Genomic DNA, 253 nt, shown 5'->3' on the forward strand with positions numbered 1-253 from the left:
TAGCGCCTTACGTTGAATCCCAGAAAATCAAAACCGTCTTCGAGGTGACAGACACGCGTCTTTTCCTCGTTAAAGGTGAGACCCCTGGGGGCCAACCATTCGGCTAGTCGGGATTTGCACTCCCATGTACTACAGCCTCAGATCTTGAGGTTGTGATCGGTTCTGCTCGGGTTGCCGCCAGGGGCGTAGGCGGGTGGGCAGGGGGTCGCCGCGCCGGTTGTAGTGGCTGATGGTGGCCCGGGTCTGGTGCAGG

At 59.7% G+C, this 253-nt stretch carries 1 pseudogene; it reads right to left on the reverse strand.

Going from position 1 to position 253, the window contains the following annotated elements:
- A pseudogene (locus tag G3I71_RS52150) lies at nucleotides 1-116 on the reverse strand (RNA-directed DNA polymerase); the annotation flags it as partial.
- Between the last annotated feature and the right edge of the window lie 137 nt (nucleotides 117-253).

It is taken from the genome of Streptomyces sp. SID12501 (assembly GCF_010550245.1).
GTDB lineage: Bacteria > Actinomycetota > Actinomycetes > Streptomycetales > Streptomycetaceae > Streptomyces.